This is a genomic window from Pseudomonas sp. GM21 (genome assembly GCF_000282215.1).
Lineage (GTDB): Bacteria > Pseudomonadota > Gammaproteobacteria > Pseudomonadales > Pseudomonadaceae > Aquipseudomonas.
Genome location: NZ_AKJS01000091.1, coordinates 1 through 24,811 on the forward strand (window position 1 = coordinate 1; position 24,811 = coordinate 24,811).

At 59.3% G+C, this 24,811-nt stretch carries 17 protein-coding genes and 1 pseudogene; 17 read left to right on the forward strand and 1 reads right to left on the reverse strand.

Annotation, left to right across the window (positions count from 1 at the left end; translation table 11 throughout):
- Nucleotides 1-179: 179 nt before the first annotated feature.
- The 3 genes from PMI22_RS14320 to PMI22_RS14310 all read left to right on the forward strand — a co-directional run bounded on the left by PMI22_RS14320 (nt 180) and on the right by PMI22_RS14310 (nt 5,177).
- Entirely contained in the window at nt 180-1,544 is a 1,365-nt protein-coding gene (locus tag PMI22_RS14320) for a DUF1329 domain-containing protein (protein ID WP_007946038.1), read from the forward strand.
- Nucleotides 1,545-1,616: 72 nt separating this feature from the next.
- The gene (locus PMI22_RS14315; protein ID WP_007946039.1) at nt 1,617-2,693 is read left to right on the forward strand and encodes a WD40/YVTN/BNR-like repeat-containing protein; all 1,077 of its coding nucleotides are present in this window, start codon (nt 1,617-1,619) and stop codon (nt 2,691-2,693) included.
- Between the two features lie 36 nt (nt 2,694-2,729).
- Nucleotides 2,730-5,177, forward strand: coding sequence for an efflux RND transporter permease subunit (locus PMI22_RS14310; protein WP_007946040.1), 2,448 nt, complete (start codon nt 2,730-2,732; stop codon nt 5,175-5,177).
- Between the two features lie 50 nt (nt 5,178-5,227).
- On the opposite strand, the gene PMI22_RS14305 is transcribed toward PMI22_RS14310, so the two are convergent.
- Nucleotides 5,228-6,988, reverse strand: a complete 1,761-nt coding sequence (locus tag PMI22_RS14305; RefSeq protein ID WP_007946041.1) for an acyl-CoA dehydrogenase C-terminal domain-containing protein — start codon at nt 6,986-6,988, stop codon at nt 5,228-5,230.
- 153 nt (nt 6,989-7,141) lie between these two features.
- Between PMI22_RS14305 and PMI22_RS14300 the strand changes: the two genes are divergently transcribed.
- The 14 genes and pseudogenes from PMI22_RS14300 to PMI22_RS14240 form a co-directional block, all read left to right on the forward strand.
- On the forward strand, nt 7,142-8,371 hold the full coding sequence (locus tag PMI22_RS14300; protein ID WP_007946042.1) for an acyl-CoA dehydrogenase family protein: 1,230 nt from the start codon (nt 7,142-7,144) through the stop codon (nt 8,369-8,371).
- A gap of 36 nt (nt 8,372-8,407) precedes the next feature.
- Nucleotides 8,408-8,917 (forward strand): flavin reductase family protein, encoded by a 510-nt coding sequence (locus PMI22_RS14295; RefSeq protein WP_007946043.1) that lies wholly within the window; start codon nt 8,408-8,410, stop codon nt 8,915-8,917.
- Between the two features lie 20 nt (nt 8,918-8,937).
- Nucleotides 8,938-9,867 (forward strand): VOC family protein, encoded by a 930-nt coding sequence (locus tag PMI22_RS14290; RefSeq protein ID WP_007946044.1) that lies wholly within the window; start codon nt 8,938-8,940, stop codon nt 9,865-9,867.
- A 27-nt stretch (nt 9,868-9,894) separates the two neighbouring features.
- A complete protein-coding gene (locus tag PMI22_RS14285; RefSeq protein WP_007946046.1) occupies nt 9,895-10,761 on the forward strand; it encodes a fumarylacetoacetate hydrolase family protein in 867 nt (288 codons plus the stop codon).
- 67 nt (nt 10,762-10,828) lie between these two features.
- Nucleotides 10,829-11,764 (forward strand): 3-keto-5-aminohexanoate cleavage protein, encoded by a 936-nt coding sequence (locus tag PMI22_RS14280; RefSeq protein WP_007946047.1) that lies wholly within the window; start codon nt 10,829-10,831, stop codon nt 11,762-11,764.
- A 158-nt stretch (nt 11,765-11,922) separates the two neighbouring features.
- A complete protein-coding gene (locus tag PMI22_RS14275) occupies nt 11,923-13,116 on the forward strand; it encodes an OmpP1/FadL family transporter (protein WP_007946048.1) in 1,194 nt (397 codons plus the stop codon).
- Between the two features lie 130 nt (nt 13,117-13,246).
- Entirely contained in the window at nt 13,247-14,002 is a 756-nt protein-coding gene (locus PMI22_RS14270) for a TetR/AcrR family transcriptional regulator (protein ID WP_007946049.1), read from the forward strand.
- A 923-nt stretch (nt 14,003-14,925) separates the two neighbouring features.
- Entirely contained in the window at nt 14,926-16,143 is a 1,218-nt protein-coding gene (locus tag PMI22_RS14265; RefSeq protein ID WP_007946050.1) for an MFS transporter, read from the forward strand.
- A gap of 281 nt (nt 16,144-16,424) precedes the next feature.
- Nucleotides 16,425-17,666 (forward strand): carbohydrate porin, encoded by a 1,242-nt coding sequence (locus PMI22_RS14260; RefSeq protein ID WP_238543959.1) that lies wholly within the window; start codon nt 16,425-16,427, stop codon nt 17,664-17,666.
- Between the two features lie 33 nt (nt 17,667-17,699).
- Nucleotides 17,700-18,590 (forward strand): SDR family oxidoreductase, encoded by an 891-nt coding sequence (locus PMI22_RS14255; protein WP_007946052.1) that lies wholly within the window; start codon nt 17,700-17,702, stop codon nt 18,588-18,590.
- Between the two features lie 1,151 nt (nt 18,591-19,741).
- Nucleotides 19,742-19,963: pseudogene (locus PMI22_RS32500) on the forward strand (HAMP domain-containing protein); the annotation flags it as partial.
- An 18-nt stretch (nt 19,964-19,981) separates the two neighbouring features.
- Nucleotides 19,982-20,827 carry a methyl-accepting chemotaxis protein gene (locus tag PMI22_RS32505; protein ID WP_443200811.1) on the forward strand — a complete coding sequence of 282 codons (846 nt, stop codon included), beginning with the start codon at nt 19,982-19,984 and terminating at the stop codon, nt 20,825-20,827.
- 149 nt (nt 20,828-20,976) lie between these two features.
- Nucleotides 20,977-23,661, forward strand: a complete 2,685-nt coding sequence (gene mdeB, locus PMI22_RS14245) for an alpha-ketoglutarate dehydrogenase (RefSeq protein ID WP_007946054.1) — start codon at nt 20,977-20,979, stop codon at nt 23,659-23,661.
- Nucleotides 23,662-23,746: 85 nt separating this feature from the next.
- Nucleotides 23,747-24,811 (forward strand): 2-oxo acid dehydrogenase subunit E2 (locus PMI22_RS14240; RefSeq protein WP_007946055.1); only part of this gene is annotated, 1,065 nt, incomplete at its 3' end.

Genomic DNA, 24,811 nt, shown 5'->3' on the forward strand with positions numbered 1-24,811 from the left:
TAGCGCCGCCGCACAAGGCGACGGCGCTACCCCGGGTGCCAGCGGCCAATACAACTGCACGCCAGGCCAGCCGACCGCGTTTGCAGGCCCCGTTGCCCAGCTCACCGATCGCGGCATGGTCACCCTCACGTTCAAAACGAGCTTCTAAACCAGGCTTTTTCTGATTACCGGAGACACCCATGAATTTTGTCAAATCGATACTGGCTACCACGCTGCTGCTGTCCATTGCCGCTGCTGCTGACGCGGCAGTAACTGCTGAACAAGCCACGCAACTCGGCATCAACCTGACCGGCGTCGGTGCCGAAAAGGCTGGTAATGCCGAGGGCACCATTCCACCGTTCAACGGCGGTCTGACCACGCCACCGGCGAGTTTCCAACCAGGCAGCTCGGTGCGTCCGGACCCGTTCGAGGGAGAAAAGCCTCGCGTCGTCATCAATGGTAAAAATGCCGCCGAATACACTGGCAAACTCACCGCGTCCACCCAGGAACTGCTCAAGCGCTACCCGAACTTTCGGGTCGACGTATACCCGACTCACCGCACGGTCGGCCTGCCGGCGCAGGTATTGGCAAACACCAAGTTGAATGCCGTGGGTGCCAAGACCACAGAAGAGGGCCTGACGATGGAAGACGCCTTGCCGGGCGTGCCGTTCCCGATCCCGGGTGACGGCAATGAGGCGATGTGGAATCACCTGTTGCGTTACCTGGGCAGTAGCCTGACCAACAAGTACGACTCGTGGAACGTCGACTCGTCCGGCACCGCTTCGTTGAGCACCACCGGGTTGTTCAACATTGAATACCCGTTGTTTGCGGCGAATCGCCCGGCGGGCCCAGTCACGCCCAACGAGGTGTTCTACAAGATCAAGCTGCAATACACCGGCCCAGCCCGGCGCGCGGGCGAAGCACTATTGTTGATGGACGCCGTCAATCCGCTGGTGCAGCCACGTCGAGCCTGGCAATACCTGCCCGGGCAACGTCGGGTGAAACTGGCGCCGAACCTGGCGTATGACACCCCTAACCCGACCACGACGGGTACCGCAACCTATGACGATGCATTCCTGTTTAACGGCGCCATGGACCGTTACGATTTCAAACTGGCGGGCAAGAAAGAGATGCTGGTTCCGTACAACACCTACAAACTCAACTACCACACCAATGCCGCCGACGTGACCACCGCCAACTTTGTCAACCCGGACCTGATGCGTTGGGAGCTGCATCGCGTGTGGGTGGTACAGGCCACGTTGAAACCGGGCAAACGGCACATCTACAGCAAGCGCACCTTCTACCTCGACGAGGACAGCTGGGCGGTTCTGGCTTCCGACGAGTACGACGCCCGGGGTCAATTGTTCCGCGGCGGCTTCACCCACCTGACCTACAGCTACGACGTGCAGGCTCCGGACACGCTGAATCACATGATTTATGACTTTGTCTCCGGCGCGTACAACCTCAACGGTTTCTACGGTCCTTATGGCGGCATGAAGTACATCGAGCCGCTTTCCAAGGCGCAGTGGGTTCCCGAGTCGCTGGCCGGCACCGGCATCCGCTGACAGAACGCCCCAGTGATATCTGCCACTGGCGGGCCGCATCCCGCCAGTGGTTTCTCCCCCCGAGAACCAACCATGAAAATCTTCAAGTGTGTAGCCCTCGCCGGATTGCTCGGCGGGTCGGCATTGCCGTTTTTTGACCCCGTGGTCGCTGCCGGATTCGTGGATGTGCTGGACACTCCGTCCTTGCACAGCGAGCTGGCGACCAAGGGCATGCTCACCGGTCTGACCCATGCCGGTGAGCGTCTGGTCGCTGTCGGCCAGCGTGGGCACATCCTGTTTTCCGATGATGCGGGCCTGCACTGGCAACAGGCGCAAGTACCGGTCAGTTCGGACCTGGTTGCCGTGCATTTTCCGACGTCCCGGCAAGGCTGGGCGGTGGGCCACGATGGCGTGGTCCTTCACAGCAGTGACGCCGGCGCGAGTTGGGAGCGCCAACTGGATGCACGACAGATCGGTGCTTTGCTGCTCGGTTATTACCGCCAGAAACTGAACGCCAGGCCGGACAATGAAGCGTTGATGACGCGGGTCGCCGATGCTCAGCGGATCAATGACGAGGGGGCTGATCAATCCTTTCTCGACGTGTGGTTTCAGGACGACCAGGTTGGCTATGTGGTCGGCGCTTTCAACCTGATTTTTCGCACCGAAGACGGCGGCCGCCATTGGACTCCCTGGCTGGACCGGACCGACAACCCCGGCGCCCTGAACCTCTATGCGCTGCGCCCGATTGGCGATCAGTTGTTCATCGTTGGCGAACAAGGCCTGGTGCTCAAACTGGCCCCGTTGGCCGGGCGTTTCAACGCTACGCCAATGCCTTACAACGGTTCGTTTTTCGGCATCACCGGCAAACCGGGCGTGGCCCTGGTGTATGGCCTGCGCGGCAACGTGTATCGCAGTGTCGATGAAGGTACGAGCTGGAGCAAGGTGGAACTGGGCCTGCCCTTGACCATTACCGCCGGCACCGTCACGCCGGACGGGCGCATCCTGCTGCTCAGCCAGGCAGGACATGTACTGCTCAGCATCGACGATGGCGCCAGCTTCACGCTGCAAGCGGAAAGCGCTCTGGCGCCGGTGGCCGCTGCACTGGTATCCGGCGCTGGCACCCTCGTGGTTGCCGGAGCGCGTGGTCTGCGTCAGTTGCCCTTCGAGTGAGCCCACTCCCACCATTACAAAGAGAGCCGTTACCTCATGGGTAAATACGAACTCGATACAATGCCGGTGATTCGCGAGCTCAAGGGCTTCGATGCACGCTCCGGCAATCGCCTGGAACGCCTCATCTTCAACAACCGCCTGTGGGTGGTTCTGACCTGCCTGCTGGTGACGGTTGCTTTGAGCTTTTTCGCCGTCTCGCGCCTGACGCTCAATGCCAGTTTCGAGAAGATGATTCCGCACAATCAGCCCTTCATCAAAAACTACCTGGACAACCGCCAGGCCCTGCGGGGGCTGGGCAACGCGGTGCGGGTGGTGGTGGAAAGCAGCGATGGCGACATTTTTGACCAACACTATCTGGACGCACTAAAGGAAATCAGCGACGAACTGTTCCTGATGCCTGGCGTCGACCGCGCCTGGATGAAGTCGCTCTGGACTCCATCCGTACGCTGGACCGAGGTGACCGAAGAGGGTTTTCAGGGCGGTCCGGTGATGCCCGACTCCTATGACGGTTCGCCACAATCGGTTCAACAGTTGCGGATGAATATCGCCCGCTCCGGCATCGTCGGCAGCCTGATCGGCAACAACTTCAAATCCAGCATGATCTTCGTGCCCTTGCTGGAGACAGACCCGATCACCGGCAAATCCATCGACTACCACGCATTCTCGCGCCAGCTGGAAGACAAGCTGCGTAATCACTATGAGTTTTCCGGTCAAAGCGCCTCACACAGCTCGGGCGAGGAGGGCAAGGGCCCGATCAAGATACGCGTCATCGGTTTTGCAAAACTGGTGGGTGATCTGATCGATGGCCTGATGCAGGTGATGCTGTACTTTGGCGTCGCCGCGCTGATTGCCATCGCGATCATCTTTTACTTCACCCGCTGTGCCCGTAGCACCGCGCTGGTGATCAGTTGTTCGGTGATCGCTGTGGTCTGGCAGCTCGGGCTGGTGGCGCTGCTCGGTTTCGAACTGGACCCGTTCTCGATCCTGGTGCCGTTCCTGGTGTTTGCCATCGGCGTGTCCCATGGCGCGCAGAAGATGAACGGCATCATGCAGGATGTGGGGCGCGGCACTCACCAACTGATCGCCGCGCGTTATACCTTCCGGCGTCTGTTCCTCGCCGGGCTGACGGCATTGCTCGCCGATGCAGTCGGGTTCGCGGTGCTGATGCTGGTCGACATTCCTGTTATCCAGGACCTGGCCATTACGGCGAGCATCGGTGTAGCGGTGCTGATCTTTACCAACCTGGTGTTGCTGCCAGTGTTGCTCTCGTATTTCGGCGTCAGTCGCCAAGCGGCCGAACGCAGCTTGCGTGCCGAGAATCAACAAGGGCCAGGCAGCGGGCCAGGAACACTGTGGATATTTCTCGAGCGTTTCACCGAACGCCGTTGGGCCAGCGGGGCAATCACGGTCGCGGGGTTACTGGCGATTGGCGGTCTGATTGTCAGCTCGCACCTGAAAATTGGCGACCTCGATCCCGGTGCTCCGGAGTTGCGTTCGGATTCGCGCTACAACCGCGACAACGCTTACATCACCGCCAACTACTCGCTGTCCAGTGACCAATTCGCGATCATGCTAAAGACTCCGAAGGAGGGCTGCCTGAAGTACGAGACGTTGGTGGAGGCTGACCGGCTGGGTTGGTTGTTGCAGCAACAACCGGGTGTGCAAACCACGGTTTCACTGGTGAACGCGGTGCGGCAGATCACGGCGGGCTCGTTCGAAGGCAATCCGAAATGGCTGACCATTGCCCGTAATCAAAACGTCTTGAACTACGCGGCGCAGCAGGCTTCAGTCAACAACCCGGAGCTGTTCAACAGCGATTGCTCGATGATGCCGATCATCGCCTACCTGTCAGATCACAAGGCCGAAACCCTCGACCGGGTGGTGCAGGTCTCGCAAGCGTTCGCCACCGAACACAGCACGCCGGATCGTCAGTTCATGCTGGCGGCGGGTAGTGCCGGGATCGAGGCGGCGACCAACATTGTCGTGCGCGATGCCAACCACACCGTGCTGCTCTACGTGTACGCCGCGGTGATCGTGTTGTGCTTCATCACTTTCCGCAGTTGGCGCGCGGTGGTGGTGGCGGTGGTGCCGCTGGTGCTCACTTCGATTCTTTGCGAAGCGCTGATGGTCTGGCTGGGCATGGGGGTGAAGGTCGCGACGTTGCCGGTGATTGCGCTGGGTGTTGGCATTGGCGTGGATTACGCGCTGTACCTGCTGAGCGTGCAATTGGCCCAGCAACGCGCTGGCTTGTCGCTGACCGAGGCCTACCGCAACTCGGTGCGCTTTACCGGAAAGGTGGTGGCCCTGGTCGGCATTACCCTGGCGGCGGGCGTAGTCACCTGGGCCTGGTCACCGATCAAGTTCCAGGCCGACATGGGCATTCTACTGACGTTCATGTTCATCTGGAACATGGTCGGGGCGCTGGTGCTGATTCCTGCGCTGTCGCATTTTTTGCTGGCCACGCCTCGTCGGGTCAGTCGATAAAGGGGTTGGGGTCGCTGGTTTCCAGGCGACCCCTATCCGACTGCCTGCCTTCAGAACTGCTCGGCATTCAAACGGAACAGATCTTTGCTGCCCGCGCGAATCGAAGTGTCCAGGCTCTCGATGCGTGGCAACAAACGGTTGAAGAAGAACGCCGCCGTCGCGTGTTTCGCTTGTTGGAAGGGGCTGTTGTCATTAGCCGCCTGGTCCATGCGTGCCCACATGTAGGCGTAGGCCACGTAGCCGAACACATGCAAATATTCCACACAGGAACTGCCGACCAGATTGGCGTCCGCCCCGACATGCTGCATCAGCCAGTCGCTGAGGCCTTCGAGGCGTTGGACGGCTGCAGTCAGTTCGACGGCGTAGGACGAGTTCGATTGCTGGATGAACTGTTCTATCTCGAGGGTGAATACCCGCAGAGCCGCGCCACCATTGCCAAGCACTTTTCGTCCCAGCAGATCCAGTGCCTGGATACCGTTGGTGCCTTCATAGATTTGTGCGATGCGCACGTCGCGAACTAATTGCTCCTGGCCCCATTCGCGGATGTAACCGTGGCCACCAAACACTTGCTGGCCGAGTACGCAGCTGTCGAGTCCGGTGTCGGTGAAAAACGCTTTGGCCACCGGTGTCAGCAAAGCGACAAGCAGGGCGGCACGTTGTTGTTCGTCGGCCTGGTCGGAAAACTTTGCCAAGTCCAGTTGCTGCCCGACATAGCATGCGAAGGCGCGGCCACCTTCAGTCATGGCTTTCATGCTCAACAGCATGCGACGCACGTCGGGGTGGACGATGATCGGGTCAGCGATCTTGTTGGCGGCAATCGGTCCCCCCGGTGCGCGGCTTTGCAGGCGATCACGGGCATAGGCGCGTGCACTCTGGTACGACGCCTCGGCGCAGCCTAGGCCCTGTATGCCGATGGACAGCCGCTCGTAGTTCATCATCGTGAACATGGCGGCGAGGCCTTTGTTTTCTTCGCCGATCAGCCAGCCTTGCGCCCCGTCGAAGTTCATCACGCAGGTGGCCGAGGCCTTGATGCCCATCTTGTGTTCGATGGAGCCGCAGCTGACAGCGTTGGTTTCACCCAGCGAGCCATCGCCGTTGACCAGGCGCTTGGGCACTAGGAACAGCGAAATGCCCTTCGGGCCAGCCGGCGCATCCGGCAGCTTGGCCAGCACCAGGTGAATGATGTTTTCAGTCAAGTCCTGTTCGCCGCCGGTAATGAAAATCTTGCTGCCGCTGATGCAGTAGCTGCCATCAGCCTGGACCTGCGCCCGGGTGCGGATCAGACCCAGATCGGTGCCTGCGTGAGCTTCGGTCAGGCACATCGACCCCGCCCAACGACCTTCGTACATCGGTGGCAAGTAGCGATTCTTCAGTTCGGCACTGGCATGCGCATCGATGGCCAGGCACGCGCCGGAACTCAGCGCCGAGTACAACGCAAAGCTGCAGTTTGCGGCGTACAGCATTTCCTCGAAGAACACCGCGAGCATCTTCGGCATGCCCATGCCGCCGTACTGAGAATTACCACTCAGGCCCACCCATCCCCCCTCGGCATAGGTCGCATAAGCCTCTTTGAAGCCGGACGGCGTGCGTACCTGCCCTTGTTCCCATTGCGCGCCTTCTTCATCGCCGCTGCGGTTGAGCGGGGCGAGCAGGCCGCCAGTGATCTTGCCGGCCTCGTCGAGAATCGCTTCGGCGGTTTGCCCGTCGAGGGTGTCTGCCAGTGCCGGCAGGCGCGCCCAAAGCGCCGGTGCGCAAAAAACTTCGTTCAGCAGAAAGCGCATATCGGTTAACGGAGCAGTGAATTGGGGCATTGCTGAGCCTCAGCGTAGGTGGGGTAAAAATTATTTTTAGAAAACTATTGATGACTCTATCAAAAATGATGAATATATCAATAACTCGCGTCGGGACCGTTTTGGCCTCGGACACGGGCACCACAAAAACAACATCAAGAGCAGGATGAAGTCATGAATGCGATACACCCGGAAGACACCGCGCAAAATCTCGCTGCCTCGGTTGATAAAGGCATTGCCCTGCAGGACTACGCGCGTTCGCTGATCCCGACATTGAAGGCCCGCAGCAAGGAAACAGCGGCCCTAGGTCGCCTGCCCGCCGAAACCATCGCCGACCTCGAAGCAGGCGGCCTGTTGAGCATGACCACGCCGCGCCAGTTCGGCGGTGACGCGGTGTCGGTGCGGACCTTTCTCAATGTGGTGACCGAACTGGCTCGCGCCGACGCCGGCGTTGCCTGGGTCACGGCGCTGACCAACGTCACCACCTGGTGCGCAGCAACATTCTTTGGTGCTGAAGCCGCTGAGGAAGTCTTTCGCGGTGCCAAACCGGCACGGGTGACCGGCGTGCTGTCGCCACGCAAGGCTGTGGTGAAGAAAGTTGAAGGTGGTTACCTGATCGAAGAGGGGCTGTGGGGCTTCAACTCCGGTATCTACCACGCGACCTGGGACATGCTGGGTATTCCGCTGGTCGATGCAAGCGGCAAAGTGGTGGACCAGGGCGTCGCACTGATTCCTGTCGAGCAGATTGAGATTCTCAACGACTGGAATGTGATTGGCATCAGCGGCAGCGGCAGCTCCAGCGTGTCGGTGAAGAACGTGTTCGTGCCGGACGCGCGTATCGGTTCGGTCACCCGGGCCATCGAGGGCGACTATCCGTCCAGCCACCTCGCGGACGAACCGTTGTTCCAGACGGCCTGCATGCCAATGCTCGCAATCATCCTGGCTTTCCCGGCGCTGGGCCTGGGCATTGCAGCGCTGGAAACCTTTCTGGAAACCCTGCCACGGCGCAGCATCCAGTATTCCTGGTACGCCAAGCAGTCCGAGGCTCCCATCACCCACCTGCAAGTGGGCGAAGCGTCGGCCAAGATCGATGCTGCGCGCACCATTCTTGAACGCCATGCCGATGCCATGGACGCCAGCGCGGCTTCCGGCGTCTACATGGATTTCCTTGAGCGCGCCAAGGTGCGACGCGACGTCGGCTATGCGGAGACGCTGATCTGGCAAGGTGTCGACATGCTCGCGTCGGCCTCCGGTGGCTCGCTGGCCTCATCCAACAACCCGATGACCAAAATCTGGCAGGACGCCCGGATCGCCTCGCTGCACGGCATCGTCACTCCGAACACCAACTTCGAAACCTATGGCCGGATCCTTTGCGGCATGACGCCCGGCACTCCGTTTATCTAAACGAAGTTCGACGGGTATCAACGAGGAGTCCTGGTTATGCAAGTTCGCGATGTAGATGCGCGGTCGTTTCGCCGCGTAATGGGCAAGTTCGCCACCGGCGTCACGGTGGTCAGTTTTATCCATGAAGGCCAGCCCACCGGCATGACCGCCAACGCCTTCATGTCGCTGTCGGTCGACCCGCCCATGGTGTTGATTGCCGTCCGCACCCAGGCGCGCTTTGCCGGCAACATCAAGCCTGGGGATGCCTTCGGTATCAGCTTTCTGCGCGAGGAGCATGAAGGGGTAAGCAGCCATTTCGGAGGCCGCCCGGTTCCTGGTCACAGCCCCGCGTTCAACGACCTTGGAGCGGCGCCGGTGCTCGATGGCGCCTTGGTGCAACTGGCGGTTCGGGCGAATGCCGTGCACGTCGGCGGTGATCACTTGATCTACACCGCCGACGTCGAGGCCTTGGAGGAATCGGACGGGCGCCCGTTGCTGTTCTTCTCCGGCGCCTACAAGCAGCTGCACGCCCTCGATCCGGCCACGTGCTGGTTTGATCTGAGTTAACAATAAAAAAGGAGCACAGCATGATTGCCATACGTGACATTGCCTACGTGCGCTATCAGGTTCCCGATCTCGATGCGCACGCCGACTTCCTGCGGGATTTTGGCTTGCTGCAACACGCGAAAAATGCCACCTCGTTGCAGATGGCGAGCTACGGCGGCGGGTATCCGGTCTACCTGGCCACACAAGGGCCAAACAAGGCCTTGGGTGTCGGCTACCGAGTCGCCAGCATGGACGAACTGAGCCGCGTGGCTGCGCAGTTCGATGTGCCTGTGCAGGCCAACGAAGAGCTCGATGCGGGCTCAATTGTGACACTCCACGATCCCGATGGCGGACGCGTGGATTTACTGTTTGGCGGCAATGTGATTAGCCCGTACCCGGTGCGTCAGGCGTTGCAACTGAACACCGCTGACAAGCGTCACCGTCTCGGCACCACCAACCGAGTAGCGGTGCAGGCTTCCCATGTGATGCGTCTGGGTCACGTGGTCCTGAAGACCGTCGATTTCCCGGCCATGTTTGCCTTCTATCAGGACGTGCTCGGCCTGCGAGTCTCCGACAGCTACTTCGGCGGTGTACCGAACAATACCGTCGCGGCCTTCATGCACTGCGGCCTGGGCGACGAGTTCACCGATCATCACACGGTGGCCTTGCTCAACCTCGGCGCCACAGAACGCGGGTTCGACCATTGCGCATTCGAGGTGCTGGATTGGGACGACCTGTCCTGCGGCAACCAGCATCTGGCGCAACGACAACATCGCCACTCCTGGGGCATCGGCCGACACGTACAGGGCAGTCAGGTATTCGATTACTGGCTGGATCCGGCCGGCAACAAGATCGAGCACTGGACCGATGGCGACTTGGTCAACGACGCCACCGCGGTGACCCATGAGCCACTGACGCCCGATGCACTGTCCCAGTGGGCCCCGCCTTTGAACCCCGAATTTCTGGCCTGAGCCACGTACCGATTAAGGAATACTTCCATGAAACTCGCTCGCTACAGCTATAACGGCACCACCTCCATCGGCCGCGTCGAGGGTGATCGCCTGATCGACCTCGCGCCACTGTTGCCCGCCGGTGCGGCCGACGTCGCCGCGGTACTGGCCTTGCCGCAAGTGTTGGCCGACGCTGCCAGCCTCGAAGTCACCGCGCAGAACAGCATCGCCCTGGACCAGCTTCGCCTGCTGGCGCCGATTCTGCGTCCAGGCAAATTCATGTGCCTGGGCATGAACTACAAGGACCACGAAGCGGAAGCGCGCCGACTAGGCGTCGCCATTCCGGAGTCGCAAGTCTGGTTCAGCAAGCAGATCACCTGCATCACCGGTCCTTATGACGACGTGCACTTCCCGCAAGTGGTCGAGCGCCTCGATTACGAAGCGGAAATGGGCGTGGTGATCGGCAAGGGCGGGCGTCGCATCAGCGAGGCGGATGCCTTGCAACACGTGGCCGGTTACTTCGTCGCCAACGATGTCAGCGCCCGTGACTGGCAGGCCAAGAGCCCGACGTGGACCCTGGGTAAATCCTTCGACACCCACGGCCCGATCGGCCCATGGATCGTCACCGCCGACGAGATCGCCGATCCGCAGCAACTCACCGTGAGCCTCAGCGTCAACGGTGAGCGCCGTCAGCATTCGTCCACCGAACTGATGACCTACAGCGTCGCCAGGCAGATTGCCTACCTCAGCGAAGTGATGACCCTCGAGCCAGGCGACATCCTCATCACCGGCACCCCGGCGGGTGTTGGCATCGCCATGCAGCCACCGACTTTCCTGCAGGTGGGTGATGTGGTCCGGGTGGAAATCGAAGGCATCGGTCATATCCAGAACACCATCGTCGCCGAGCCCCGCTGAGCCAGTGCCGGCCGATCTGCATCGGCCGGCAACCTTGCGGTGATACAACAACAAGAGGAGCCCTGCAATGGCAGCCCCCAGCAAAAAAATCATCATCACCTGCGCGATCACCGGTTCCATTCATACTCCGTCGATGTCGCCGTATTTACCCATCACACCGGCTCAGATCGCCCGTTCCGCGATCGAGGCCGCCGAGGCCGGGGCAGCAGTGGTGCACCTGCATGCGCGTGATCCGCAAAGCGGTTTCCCCAGCCAGGACCCAGCCCTTTACGAGCAGTTCCTGCCGCAGATCAAACGTGAATCGAATGTGGTGATCAACCTCACCACGGGTGGCTCGCCGACCATGAGCGTGGAAGAACGCATCGAACCGGCAATGCGCTTCAAGCCGGAAGTGGCGTCGCTGAATATGGGCTCGATGAACTTCGGCATGTACGAGCTACTACAGCGATACAAAGAGTTCAAGCACGACTGGGAACAACCGTACCTGGCCAACAGCGAAGAACGCATCTTCCGCAATACCTTCAAGGACATTGCCCATATCCTCACGGCCTGCAGCGAGCAGGGCACCCGATTTGAAATCGAGTGCTACGACATCGGTCACCTGTACACCGCGGCGCATTTCCGTGAGCGTCTGTTGGTCAAAGACCCGCTGTTTATCCAGTCGGTATTCGGCATCCGCGGTGGCATCGGTACGCACCCGGAGGACATCGCCCACATGAAACGGACTGCCGACCGTCTGTTTGGCGACACGTACAACTGGTCGGTACTCGGTGTTGGTGCCCAGCAACCGCGCATCGCAACCCAGTCGCTGCTGCTGGGTGGGCATGTGCGTGTGGGGCTTGAGGACAATCTGTGGCTGAGCAAGGGGCGCCTGGCGCAGAGCAATGCCGAGCAGGTACGCGCCATCAAGGGCGTGATCGAATCGCTCGGCTTCGAAGTTGCCAGCGCTGACGAAGCACGGCAAATCATGCAACTCAAAGGTCATGTCAACGTGGCGTTCTGATCGCCGCGTCCTCGCCCCCTTACCACCTGACGAAACCGACACACCTGCCGCCACCCGCGGCAGCGCCGGCGTGCGCGCTGGATTCGCCGATATCGGCAAAAACAGCGCGCCGCCACGCTCATAGATGCCAATAAAAACAAGAGTCATACAGGAATTTTATGAATACCAACCTTGCGTTGAAAACACAGTCCTTACGCGGCCCTTTGGTAGGCTTGGGGCTGCTTCTGTGCAGTACGCAAGCCTGCCAGGCAATGAATTTCAATATGCCCACGTCGGCGGGCATCGAGTCCGCGCAAATGGGTGGCGCATCCTTGGCGTTCGCGCAATCGAGCATGATCGCCAGCGACAATCCTGCCGGTATGGCTGACCTGGGTAACCGTATGGACGGTGGCCTGCAGATGTTCTTCGGCAGTTTTCGCTCCAGCTTCGGCAACGAAAACAACAAGGATGATTTCAAGGTGAAGGTGCCGATTCCGAGCGGCGGTTTCAACCATGTGATCGATGAGCGCATGTCTGTCGGCATCTCGGTCTACTCCATCGGCTCCGGCTCCGATTACAGCCACGCGGCGGTGCCGGGCATGGGTTTTCCGGCGGTGAAGACCAAGATGATGTACATCAACTTCGCTCCGACACTTTCTTATAAAGTGACACCGGATTTCGCTGTGGGTGTGTCGGCACTGATAGGTGTTCAGCAACTGCAGGCCCGCGGCCTGGTCGCCCCCGGCGCCGATGGCAGCCTGGCGTTGTCACCTACCCATGGTATTTCCACCACCATGGGCTATGGCTGGCGGTTAGGGGCGTTATGGAAGATCAACCCCTTGCTCAGCGTCGGTGGCTCTTACTCGCCAAAAATGCGTTTTGGCGATGCAGACGGGTACAAGGACGACCTGCTGGCTGTGGCGGATGGTCACCTGGATTTGCCGGAGCAATATGGCGTAGGCCTGGCCTTGCATGTCACCGAGGATCTGACTCTGGCGGCGGACTATCTGCGCATTGGCTGGAGTGATGTCGGCTTTCTCAACAACCCCGAAGGTGCCGGGCTCAACAGTCAGAACGTTTACCGCGTTGGCGCTTCTTGGGACGCGACAAAATCCGTGACCCTGCGCGCGGGTTTCAAGCGCGCCAGCGCAGCGGTTGACTCTGAACACACCGCGGCCAACTACTATTCGCCAGGCATTCTCAACAACTCGATTTCCACCGGTTTCACTTACCACTTGCCCGGACAGACCGATATTTCCCTGGGCTACGAGTACCACTTGCCCGACACCGTTCGTGGCAGCGGGCCGAGTACCGGCAGCAACATCGGCGCGCACTATTCCCAAGTGCTGCTGGGGCTTGGCATGAAGTTCTGAACCAGGCAGCGGTGCCGCTCTCGACGGTGGTGCCGCGGCGTTTTGCCAACCGGGGACGCGGCTGTCCTGGCCGGGTTGAGTCGGGTATCCTTGCGCCGTTACGCTCCAACACCCCCAGTCGGAACCGGTGATGAACGACAAGGCCAAACCTACCCCCAAACCCGTCAAGGCAACCGCGGTTGCCAGCAAACAGCCCGCCGCAGCGAAGAAGTCCGCTGCGGCGCCAAAGCCGGTTGCTGCGAAAAAGACCAAGGTCGCCGAGCCTGCCGTTGAACCAAGACAACCGCGAATCAACGAAAAAGCCCGTCAGCGCACCCGTACCCGGCTGCTGCGCGCCGCCCGTTCCGTCATGGGCCGCAAAGGCATCGAAGCCACCGCCATCAATGACATCACCGACGAAGCCGAGCTGTCCTTCGGTTCTTTCTACAACTACTTCGCCAGCAAGGAAGAAGTGGCTCGCGCCGTGTTCATCGAAGATGCGCTAGCCATGATCGAGGAGCTGGATTCGGGCACCTCGCCCGAGGCCGGCATCGCGGAGCGGGTAGGGGTGAACATTCGCCGCACAATCCACCGTGGTCTGACCGACCCGGTTTGGGGCTGGTTCCTGGTGCATTCCATGTACAGCATCAACGACATGGTCTCCACCATGGGCAACCCGCTGGCTCGCGACATCCACACCGGCAACAGCGAGAACTCCTTCGATGTGGTGGATGTCGACTCCACGGTGGACTGCATCATCGGCGGCATGATCTTCCTGCTGCGCAAAATCCTCGAAGAACAGCGCCCGGCAAGTGCGGTGGAGAGCATGGTGCAGTACATACTTCGTGGTATGGGCGTTGCGCATGAAGAGGTTGAACGGATTATTCGCATCGATCTGTCGAACTAGGGTGTTGGCGCCGACGCCGAACTGACCCAGTACCGAGATGTCACTGACCGAGTCTGTTCTTCGCGAACCATTGCCTTTGCTGCATTTGTGCCGAATTGGAGGTGGGTCAAGCTTGCGTTAGCACGTGGGTCAGTTCGGCGTCGGCGCCAACAGTAAAGGCTACCTCGTTAGTCGAGCTGTTTATTTACAAGCGCATTGCGCTCGCCTTCCGTTGTGAGGTTGCGTCTGCCATGGAGAGCTTGTTCTCCGTAAGCTGTGCAGTCTCTATGGACTCTTCATCAGACACCTTTCCTGTTTTATCTGCTGATATCAAAGGATAAGAGGGCGCTCGCACTATCACTGGCTGCGTCTCTGACCATTCTTTCCAACTCGTTGGTGAGCCCAGCGCTTTCTGGAACTGAAGCAAGTTTCCCCGATCAGCCCCACGCGGTACTAATCACTCGAATGCTGGTGACCGCACCGTCGTGGGTGGTCGCTATTTTTTCTTCGTTATGATCTGTCCATCCGTCCAATTATCTCAACCGGTGTTGATATAAATGGCGGGTGCACGTAGGCTCGTAAAAAAGCCAAATCGGGTTCCAAGTTTAAACAACAAAATAATCTCACCATGAGCGATAGCCGCCTAAAACTGTTCGCGCCGTCCCAGCCGCTGCCGCCTGCGAGATCCAGCCTGCTAACTCGACAAGCTCCATGAGTTGGTCCCGACGTTGCGCGAGTGCGCATTTGCCGCCGAGCGTGTCAGACGGCTGGCTGCCTTTGTAGTGACCGGTATCTCCAATGTGAAACAAGACGCTCCTGCTGCCCGAGAACATACCGGCTAGTGGGGGGCTCACCCGGCGCGCCACTTTTTACAAGGCACGCGGATCGGCCTGCAGCCTCAAGCTGCCAGTTCGTTTGCCAATACAATAATAAGGAAACAACACATGAAACGCTGGTTAGTACTCGTTGGATGCTTTCTCGGGATGAGCATCGCGTCGCCCGCCATTCTCCTGATTCCGCTGGGCCTGTTCATGAAGTCGGTGACCGGCGAGTTCGGTTGGTCCCGTACCGATTTCTCCATCATCATTTCCGCCGCGGCCATCTGTAATGCCCTAGTGATGCCACTGGCCGGCTTCCTTGTCGACCGTTTTGGCGCACGCCGGGTCGCGTTGGTCGGCACGGTGTTGGGGTGTGGCAGCTACATGTGCCTGTCGCTCACACACTCCTTCGGCGCTTTTGTCGCGATCACAGCGTTGAGTGTGGCCTTTGGCAATCTGGCGAGTTATCCGGCCTTCCTGTATTTGACCCAGCGCTGGTTCGACAAGCACCTGGGGCTTGCCTTTGCCATTACCTCCTCGGGCCTTGCGGTAGGCACTGGCGGATTTTCCTACCTTATTTCGCAAAACATCGTACTGCACGGATGGCGGGAGGCTTTTGTGGCGGCTGGGGCAATTGCTCTGGTCATTGGCCTGGTCAATCTCGCCGTGTTTGTCCGTGACAATAAGGGGCCGATGCCCGAGGCGGAACGCCGCGGTGCGAAAACGCAATCTGGTCAGGACGGTCTGACCCTGCGCAGTGCCATGGCGACGCGGGATTTCTGGCTGTATTCGATGGCCTTTGTACTGGTGCTGTTTGGTGCTGTCGGCGCAAGCTTTCACCTGCCGGCGATGCTGTCGGATTGGGGCGTATCCGCCGCTCAGATAGCCGGCATCGTTGCGGCGGGTTCTGTCGGCTCACTAGTGGGGCGACTGTTCGGCGGCGCCTTGCTGGATCATCTGCACACCCGCACCGTGGCCGGGATTTTTCTCGCCTGCCAGCTTGTCGGCTTCCTTATGCTGATTGAGGGGCCGAACTGGGCGCTGCCCGCCAGCTTTCTGATCGGTGCCTCTCAGGGGGCCGAGATCGATATTCTGGGTTACCTGATTGCCCGCCGATTTGGTCGACTGGCTTACGCACGGATCTTTGGCAGCGCCTTTTCGGTCACCCTGCTGGGAGCAATTATCGGACCTATCGTATTGGGTATGGTCTTCGATAAAAGCGGCTCCTACAGCTTGGGTTTGATGCTCTTTCCGGCACTGCCGATTCTTGCGTTCGGCTTGTTGTGCATGTCCGCCAAGTCGCCGCAACAGGCGTGGATTTCTACTGCAGCCAAAGTCACATAGTGCGATCCAATCTCTTTAGCTTCTGAATACAAAAAAAATAAAAAGGTAATCGTATGCGGCCCAACTCAATCGGGATGAACCGAATCCGTAAGCACGCGCCCGAATTTATACGGGTTACGCTGGCGGCATCCCTGGCAATATGGGCAGCTCATTCTTTGAATGCTCGTGCTGAAACAACACCGACTCAGCAATATTTAGCTGGGCAGGTTGCCCCGGAGCTGAAACTGCCGGTTGCGTCGCTTGACGCGGCGGCCGGGAAAAAATCACTGCCCGAAAGTCAATTGCTTGGCCAAATTATCGAGCGTAAAAAGCAATTCGCGAAAATCGATGCTTTGGTTGAACACGGCCAACTGACCGAGTTGCCACCGCCGTCCGAAAGTATCCTCGGCGACGCCGGTGGACTGCGTAATGATCTTGCTGAGCACGGGATCGGCTTCAGCATCCTCAACATGTCCAATTTTACCAATAACTACCTGGATCACGACCGGCACAATCCGCAAGCCTATAGCGGCGAGCGTCCGACTTACTCGTCGAACCTGGTGGCGGGGTTTACCTACGACCTGGGGCAAGTTGGCCTGAAAAATGGCCAATTTATCTTTGGAGTAGGAAGTTACTACTCCAGCTGGGATGAAGTAAATCCGTCATCGAAATTCAGTTACACGCGTATCGCTTACTACCAGAGCCTGTGGGATAAAACCGTCGAATTCAAGATCGGCGTGTTCCCCAACGACCTGGAGTTCGTCGGCCCGTTCACTGGCGGTACGCTAGCGGGTGGCACCCAAGGTCTGCAGGCCCTTATCCCGTACCAGGTCGGCTTGAGCCACGCGCCTGTTTCCAGTCCTGCAGCCAATGTGACCTTGAACCTCGGCAACTTCTATAACAAATTCGGTGTTCAACGCAGTATCAGTCCCGACGGTATGGACGCGGAAATCGACCGCAATCTAGGGGAGCTTGACATGTACGTAGACCATGGCGGCGCACTGTACATTGATGAGCTCGGTTTCAAACGCAACGCTACGCCAGGCACCCCGTATGCGTGGTTGCGTGCCGGTTATATTTACAACTCATCGGACTACAGCCAGTTTTTGAGCAGCGAGCGCAGCGACGACAACTACGCGGGTTATGTACTCGGCGACTACCAGTTCTACCAGTTCGAAAGCGCCATCGCCTCACGCGGCCTTTATGCCGGCTTTACCTGGATGTCGGCACCAGAAGATCGAAACCTGTTTGACCTGTATTACGGCTTGCGCGTGTTCACAAAAGGGCCATTTGACTCGCGCCCGTTCGACATGTTGACGCTGGAATACGGGTTTACCAGCTACAGCGACGATGCCAACACCAAGCTCGATAAGCTCCATGTATCGAACGCCGATGATTCAAAGTCGACGACGCTTGCTTACAACATGCGCCTTGCCGCCGGCACCTATTTGCGTACCGGGCTCAGTTTTGTCGAGCATCCGGCATTCAGTCCCGATGTCAAAGATGCACTTAATCTGCAAGTCGGCATCACTTTGTTCTTTTGATACTTGGTTGGTTTCTTCCAGGAGACGAATTCTTTGATACTCATCACTTCCGCTAATGGCAATCAGGGCAAGCGGCTGGTACCCAAGCTGCTCGCATCCGGCCATCAGGTGCGGGCCTGCGTTAGAACCGAAGCGTCGGCCGGGCAGCTTCGAGCGCTCGGCGCACAAGAAATCCTGGTGGGCGATCTTGCCGATCCGGCCTTCATTGCCCGCGCCATGAAGGGCGTCACAAGCCTGTATCACATTGGCCCGACGCTCCATCAGGACGAGCGTGCGATGGGTTTCGCCATGATTGACGCCGCCAGGGCAGAGGGCGTTGGCCACTTCGTCTTCAGTTCAGTGCTCCACGCCATCGCCAGCGACTTGATCCAGCATGAGATCAAGCGCGATATTGAGGAGCACTTGCTGTCCTCCGGGCTCGAATACACCATTTTGCAGCCGGCCAACTACATGCTGGCTTCGCGCATGAAGGCGGTGTTCGAGGAAGGAGTTTTCCGCCTGGCGTGGTCGCTGGACAAACGACAGTCGATGGTGGACCTGGAAGACGTCACCGAGGTGGTTGCGCAGGTTCTCTCTGACCCACAGCGTCACACTGGCGCCACCTATGAGCTGGTCGGTCCTGGGCGCTTCACCGCGTATGACATCGGGACGGTCGCTTCGAAGGTGACAGGACGCGAGATTGCCGTCGAACGCTTCGATGTCGAGGTGTTCGTCCGGGAGCGGTTCGAAAATTTGGACCCCGCTGCGCTCCAGCATATGTTGCGGATGAATCTCGCTATCGCAGCGCATTACAGCAACCATGACTTTGTCGGTAATTCCAACGTGCTGTCCTTCCTCCTTGGCCGTCCTGCGACCAGCTTCGAAGAGTTCGTCCGTAGGGAGTACGCAAACTTCAGGCAGAGCCTGAAAACTCTTACCGATTGAGGCGGTAAATACACGTCTGATCAGTCGAGCCGCTCGTGCAATGCGGCGGCTCGGCGGGGCGTCCGGGGCTATTAGCATTTCAGCTAGCTCGCATCATTATTGGCCATTGGCCGACCCGCAGGCATACGGGATAGGCTCTAAACGCAAGCGGCGCAGAGCGTCGACAATCTAAGAACAACAAGAAGAATTCATATGCCCAGCGCGTCATCGTGCTCCACGCCATATCCTTTTTGGTTCAGATTCGGCCGCCATGACCTTAATGCGACTTGCACTTTTCTGTCGTTGCTCAAAGGGTCGTCCCTATGATCGCGCGCGTCCTGGGCAATCTGTCAGTCGGCACTAAGCTGACGCTGGGCTTCGGTCTGGTCCTGTTATCGACACTGGGCGTTGCAGCGACCGGGTTTTATGCCCTCAACGTGCTCGAAGCTCGGGCGCAGAAGATGAATGACGTCGCAGCCGTTGAGTCACTGCTGTTGCAGGCGCAAGTCGCGGTTAAGGCGTTCGGCCTGGACCTGGCTGAGGAGGAGGCGCGCAAGGTTTCCCGCGTCACCGGCGAGCTGGTCGCATTGCTGGAAAATTCCCCGGTGGAAACCGGGCAGGGCGGTGCCATGGAAGCCGCGAAAATTTATCTCGCCCAGTTCGAGCGGTACGCTCAAGCCCAGCGCGATGCCCGCGAGGCTCGCCTGCGCATGCAGCATCTTGCCCAGGTGCTTGGCGAGCGATTCACTGTGGTGATGCTCGATCAGCTCGACGCCGTCAACCTATTGGCCACTCGGGCGCAACCGGCTAATTCGGTGCGCATGCTGCAGCTTGAACAAGCCTCGACGCTGCGTGACAAGCTGGCCAACCTGCGCGACAGCGAACTCTATTTCACGCTGCAAGGCAGCACTGAAGTGCGCAATGCCTGGGAGGCGCGGGTTATCGAGCTGCGCTCGTACATGGAAAACCTGGAGTTGCGCCTCGAAGGTGCGGAGCGCGAGTCTCTGGCCCAGGCGCGTGCGGCGCTGGATGAATACCACGCCGCGTTCAACGGTTACGCCGCAAGCCGTGATCAAACCAGCGACAGCCAGGCCGTGATGAATGTCGCTGCGTTCAAGGTCAGCGCACTGCTTGGCGAAGTGCGCGTCGCCCAAGTGCAAGCCTCGCAGGTGATGAGTCAGCGGGTATCGCGGCTGCTCGGGGGGATTGTGCTGTTAGCGCTTAGCTTCGGCATCGGCGCCAGCCTGTTGATTCGCCATTTGATCCTGCAGCCATTGCGTCAGGCGGTTGAGCTGACCAGGCGCGTGGCATCGGGCGATCTCAGCGCACAGATCGATGCCGCTGGACGCCGTGATGAGCTGGGGCAGTTGCTCGGCAGCGTCGGACTCATGCTCGCCAGTCTGCGTGGGCTGATGGGCCGGATTGGTCAGGGTGTCGAGCAGTTGAATCAGTCCGCCAACGGGCTGGTGCAGGTGACAGAACGTACTCGTCAGGGTGTCGACTCGCAGCGCGAGGAAACCGAATTGGCAGCCACCGCCATGCAACAGATGGCGGCTACCGCCCAGGACGTCGCGCGCAATACCAGTCAGACCCGTAATGCCGTCGAGCAGGCCAATAGCCAGGCGCGCAAAGGCGAGGAACTGGTACGTCAGGCGACGACCAAGATTGGTCACCTGGCACAGGAAATGAGCGGATGTTCCGAGTCCATGGGCTCGCTGCTCAATGAGAGTGCGGCCATCGGCAAGGTGCTGGATGTGATCAAGGCCTTGGCGGAACAGACCAATCTGCTGGCCCTGAATGCGGCGATTGAAGCGGCACGTGCCGGCGAAAACGGTCGTGGCTTTGCTGTGGTGGCTGACGAGGTACGCAACCTGGCGCGACGCACACAAGCCTCCACCGACAGCATCGCCACCATCATCCAGCAACTGCGCAGCGTAGCCGAGCAGGCCGACAGTCGATTGCAGGGTAGCCAGGTGCTGACCGGCGAAAGCGTGGTGCTTGCCGCACAGGCGTCCCAGGCGCTGCAGGAAATCGCCGCAGCGGTATCGACCGTGGAGCAGATGAGTCAGCAGATCGCCGCGGCGGCCGAGCAGCAGAGTACGGTGGCTGAACAGGTTGGCGAAAGTATGGAACGGGTAAGGGCGGTCGCGGAGCAGAGCACCGCCGCCAGCGGGCTGCTGGAAGTGTCGGTGCGCGGGCTGAAGCAGGTGGGCAGCGCGCTCAATGCGGCGGTTGGAGATTTCCGCACGACGACCTGAAACGGGCTCGGGTAAAAGCTTGGCATCTTTATCGATCAATCCAGTTTCAGGCTCTCAATCAGTGCTGAAACTTAAGTAATGAAGCTTAGTACGGCGGCACGTTCTGTCGGTTCATCTCTAAGCAAACAACAATAAGAGTGGAGGCAGACATGAGTTCGCTAAATGAAAGCACTGGGTCAATGGCATCGCTGGATAGTGACCGGGATGAAACGCAGGAATGGCTGGAGTCGCTGGAGGCCGTCGTGCGCGATGGCGGATCCGAGCGAGGCCAGTTCCTGCTTAAACAGTTAGAGCAACACGCAAGAGCACTTGGCATCACCTCGCATGTGCACCCGTACTCGGCGTATCGGAACACAATTCCGATTGAAAGGCAGGGTCCCTATCCAGGAGACCTTGCTGTCGAGGAACGGATTACTTCGATCATTCGTTGGAATGCATTGGCCATGGTGGTGCGCGCAAACCAGGCCTACGGAGAACTGGGTGGGCATATCGCAAGTTATGCATCTGCCGCCGAAATCTTTGAGGTCGGCTTTAACCACTTCTTCCGTGCCCGGGATGAAAAACACGGCGGCGATCTAGTGTTTTACCAGCCGCATTCGGCACCTGGCGTCTACGCCCGTGCGTTCCTTGAGGGACGACTGTCCGAAGAGCAACTTGCTAACTACCGCCAGGAAGTCGGGGGCAATGGGCTGAGTTCTTATCCGCACCCTTGGTTGATGCCTGACTTCTGGCAGTTCCCGACCGGATCGATGGGCATTGGCCCCATCAGTGCTGTCTATCAAGCGCGTTATATGCGCTACCTCGAAAACCGTAATCTTGCCGATACCAGCGAGCGTCATGTCTGGGGGGTATTTGGTGACGGTGAAATGGATGAGCCAGAGTCGATTGCGGGGCTCACCCTTGCTGCGCGGGAAAAACTCGACAACCTCACCTTTATCGTCAATTGCAACTTGCAGCGTCTGGATGGACCGGTTCGTGGCAACGGCCAGGTCATTCAAGAACTCGAGGCGCTGTTTACCGGTGCCGGCTGGAATGTGGTCAAGGTCATCTGGGGATCGGACTGGGACCCGTTGTTCGCACGGGACACCAACCATGCCCTGTTGCAGCGCTTTGCCCAGACCGTCGATGGCCAATACCAGACGCTCGGTTCCAAGGACGGTGCCTACAACCTGCTGCACTTCTTCCAACAGGATCCAGAGGTCAAGGAGCTGGTCTCGCATATGTCCGATGCCGAGATTGATGCCCTCAAGCGCGGCGGTCACGATTTCCGCAAGTTGCATGCAGCGTTCGCCGCTGCCAAAGCGCACAAGGGACGGCCGACCGTCATCCTGGCCAAAACCAAGAAAGGTTACGGCATGGGCGGCGCCGGCGAATCGCGCATGACCTCGCACCAGGCGAAGAAGCTGGATATCGACGCACTCAAGGCGTTCCGCGATCGCTTCGCGCTGCCACTGTCGGACGATGATGTGGCGCAACTGCGCTTCTATCGCCCGGCTGAAGACAGTCAGGAGATGCGATATCTGCGTGAGCGCAGAGCAGCGTTGGGCGGCTACATGCCTAAGCGGCAAAAAGGTAACGAGCACGTCACTGTGCCAGCCTTGGCTGACTACGCTCGTTTCGCGTTCGAGGCCGACGGCAAAGAGATGTCCACCACGATGGCCGTGGTACGGATGCTCGGTGGCTTGCTCAAAGACAAAGAGCTGGGGCCACGCGTCGTTCCTATCGTTGCGGACGAAGCCCGTACCTTCGGTATGGCCAACCTGTTTCGCCAGATCGGTATCTACTCGCCGCTGGGGCAGCTTTACGAGCCAGAAGATGCAGGCTCGATGCTGTATTACCGTGAAGCCCGCGATGGCCAGCTGTTGGAGGAGGGCATTACTGAAGCGGGCGCACTGTCTTCCTGGGTGGCTGCCGCGACTTCCTACAGCGCACACGGTAAACCGATGCTGCCGTTCTACATCTACTACTCGATGTTCGGTTTTCAGCGCGTCGGCGATTTGATTTGGGCAGCGGCTGATCAACGTGCCCGCGGCTTCTTGCTGGGCGCCACCGCAGGGCGTACGACCCTGGGTGGAGAAGGGCTGCAGCATCAGGATGGCAGTAGCCATGTAGTGGCTGCGACCGTGCCCAACTGCCGCGCCTATGACCCGGCTTTCGCGGGCGAACTCGCGGTGATTGTCGACCATGGCATGCGCCAGATGATGGAACGGGATGTCGATGAGTTCTATTACATCACCGTGATGAACGAGAACTACGCCCAGCCTTCGTTGCCGGCCGGCGTCGAGGATCAAGTCATTCGCGGCATGTATCGCTACGCCGTGACGGATGCAGCGTCATCCCGTGGCTCGGTCCGCTTGCTGGGCAGCGGGACCATCCTGCGGGAAGTGATCGCAGCGTCCGAGTTGCTGGCGGCCGACTGGCAGGTATCGAGCGAGGTGTGGAGCGTCACCAGCTTCAGCGAGCTGGCTCGGGAAGCGCGGGAAGTGGAACGACACAATCGCCTGAACCCGGCAGATCCTGAGCAAGTCAGCCACCTTTGCGCCTCCCTCGCCGGCGATGCGCCAGTGATTGTCGCCTCCGACTACGTTCGCGCCTGGCCGCAACTGATCGCCAGCTATGTCGATGCGCGCTTCATTGCCCTGGGTACCGACGGATTTGGCCGCAGTGATACCCGTGCCGCCTTGCGCAGCTTCTTTGAAGTCGATCGTCACCAGGTGGTCCTGGCGGCTCTGGACGGTTTGGTGCGTGACGGCAGTTTGCCGCGTCAGGTGCTGGCAGAAGCCATCGAGCGCTACGGCCTGAAAGGTGATCGTCCGGCTCCGTGGACGCGCTAACAGGTTTTCTCTTCGCATGCGCTCGATGAGCGCTCCTTCCGTTGCGTGAACCCGCAACGGATCTATTTCTGGGCGACGGTAAGTCATGAGTGAAATCAGAGAGATTCATGTCCCTGACATCGGGGACTTCAAAGACCTCCCGGTGATCGAGGTGTTGGTCAAGCCGGGCGATAAAGTGGCGTTCGATGACCCTTTGTTGACCCTGGAATCGGACAAGGCATCGATGGACGTACCGAGCCCAGGTGCCGGCACCGTTGTGTCGGTGACGATCAAGGAGGGCGATCGGGTTTCCAAGGGCAGTTCGATTCTCACTTTGCAGATGGCCGTTGATGAAACGCTTCCTGCTCAAAGTGCCGAGAACAGCACTGTGGTGGCTGATGTAGTCGTGAGTAAGCCAGATTCGAATCCACCTCCCTCAGTCGTCGTGATGCCCGTTGCGCCAGCGGTGAGTACATCTGGCCCGAAACCACACGCCAGTCCTTCAGTGCGCAGCTATGCGCGAAAACTGGGTGTGGACGTCACTCGAGTGGCGGCCACCGGCAAGGGCGGGCGAATGCTTCGTGAGGATGTCGAACGCTTCGTCAAGGACGCCCTGGTTCGCCTCGACAGTCCTGTACTTCGGGCCGACAACTCAGGCGGACTCAACCTGCTGCCTTGGCCAGACATCGATTTTGCCAAATTCGGCACTGTCGAGAAGGTCGCGCTGTCGCGTATCAAGAAAATCTCCGGCGCTAACCTCTCGCGTAACTGGGTGATGATTCCCCACGTCACCAACAGCGAAGAAGCGGATATCACCGGGCTTGAAGCGTTTCGCGTCCAGCTCAACACCGAAGGCGGCAAGGACGCGATCAAGTACACCATGTTGGCTTTCCTGATCAAGGCCGCGGTCGCCAGCCTGAAAGCCTTCCCGCAGTTCAATAGCTCGTTGGGCAACGAAGACGGCGAGCCGATCCTGATCCTGAAGCAGTACTACCACATTGGTTTTGCTGCTGACACGCCAAACGGCCTGGTTGTGCCGGTGATTCGCGATGCCGATCAAAAAGGCATCGGCCAGATCGCCACAGAATGTGGAGAGTTGGCGCGCAAAGCACGGGACGGCAAGTTGGGCCCCGCGGACATGACGGGTGGAACCTTCACCGTTTCCAGTCTC

Excerpts from the sequence above, each read along its gene's own strand:
- PMI22_RS14315 (WP_007946039.1), top strand. The coding sequence starts at position 1,617 with ATGAAAATCTTCAAGTGTGTAGCCCTCGCCGGATTGCTCGGCGGGTCG.
- PMI22_RS14300 (WP_007946042.1), top strand. The coding sequence starts at position 7,142 with ATGAATGCGATACACCCGGAAGACACCGCGCAAAATCTCGCTGCCTCG.
- PMI22_RS14275 (WP_007946048.1), top strand. The coding sequence starts at position 11,923 with ATGAATACCAACCTTGCGTTGAAAACACAGTCCTTACGCGGCCCTTTG.
- PMI22_RS14295 (WP_007946043.1), top strand. The coding sequence starts at position 8,408 with ATGCAAGTTCGCGATGTAGATGCGCGGTCGTTTCGCCGCGTAATGGGC.
- PMI22_RS14265 (WP_007946050.1), top strand. The coding sequence starts at position 14,926 with ATGAAACGCTGGTTAGTACTCGTTGGATGCTTTCTCGGGATGAGCATC.
- PMI22_RS14280 (WP_007946047.1), top strand. The coding sequence starts at position 10,829 with ATGGCAGCCCCCAGCAAAAAAATCATCATCACCTGCGCGATCACCGGT.
- PMI22_RS14270 (WP_007946049.1), top strand. The coding sequence starts at position 13,247 with ATGAACGACAAGGCCAAACCTACCCCCAAACCCGTCAAGGCAACCGCG.
- PMI22_RS14320 (WP_007946038.1), top strand. The coding sequence starts at position 180 with ATGAATTTTGTCAAATCGATACTGGCTACCACGCTGCTGCTGTCCATT.
- PMI22_RS14305 (WP_007946041.1), bottom strand. The coding sequence starts at position 6,988 with ATGCCCCAATTCACTGCTCCGTTAACCGATATGCGCTTTCTGCTGAAC.
- PMI22_RS14290 (WP_007946044.1), top strand. The coding sequence starts at position 8,938 with ATGATTGCCATACGTGACATTGCCTACGTGCGCTATCAGGTTCCCGAT.
- PMI22_RS14285 (WP_007946046.1), top strand. The coding sequence starts at position 9,895 with ATGAAACTCGCTCGCTACAGCTATAACGGCACCACCTCCATCGGCCGC.
- PMI22_RS32505 (WP_443200811.1), top strand. The coding sequence starts at position 19,982 with ATGGGCCGGATTGGTCAGGGTGTCGAGCAGTTGAATCAGTCCGCCAAC.
- PMI22_RS14310 (WP_007946040.1), top strand. The coding sequence starts at position 2,730 with ATGGGTAAATACGAACTCGATACAATGCCGGTGATTCGCGAGCTCAAG.
- mdeB (WP_007946054.1), top strand. The coding sequence starts at position 20,977 with ATGAGTTCGCTAAATGAAAGCACTGGGTCAATGGCATCGCTGGATAGT.